Source organism: Wolbachia endosymbiont of Tuta absoluta (assembly GCF_059414725.1).
Window position 1 is genome coordinate 1 of the sequence record NZ_JBNRJY010000684.1, and the last position, 229, is coordinate 229.

1 pseudogene is annotated in these 229 nt (G+C 34.9%); it reads left to right on the forward strand.

Annotated elements, in window-relative coordinates:
- Window positions 1–204 (forward strand): annotated as a pseudogene (locus ACJ5GX_RS07215) (transposase); the annotation flags it as partial.
- Window positions 205–229 lie beyond the last annotated feature (25 nt).

The window sequence follows — 229 nt, forward strand, 5'->3', positions numbered from 1 at the left end:
AAACTGTTATCCTTGATAATGCTACTTTTCATAAGTCTAATAAGATTTGCTAAAGGAGTTGGTGCAGAAATTTTATATCTTCCTCCATATTCTCCAGATTTCAACAAAATTGAGCATTATTGGTTTGCTATAAAAAACAGAGCCAGGAAAAACATTCCTCTATTCGAATCCTTTCGTCGTGCTGTTGATTCTGCCTTCCTATGACCTGTTCGGACTATTATGAGAAATG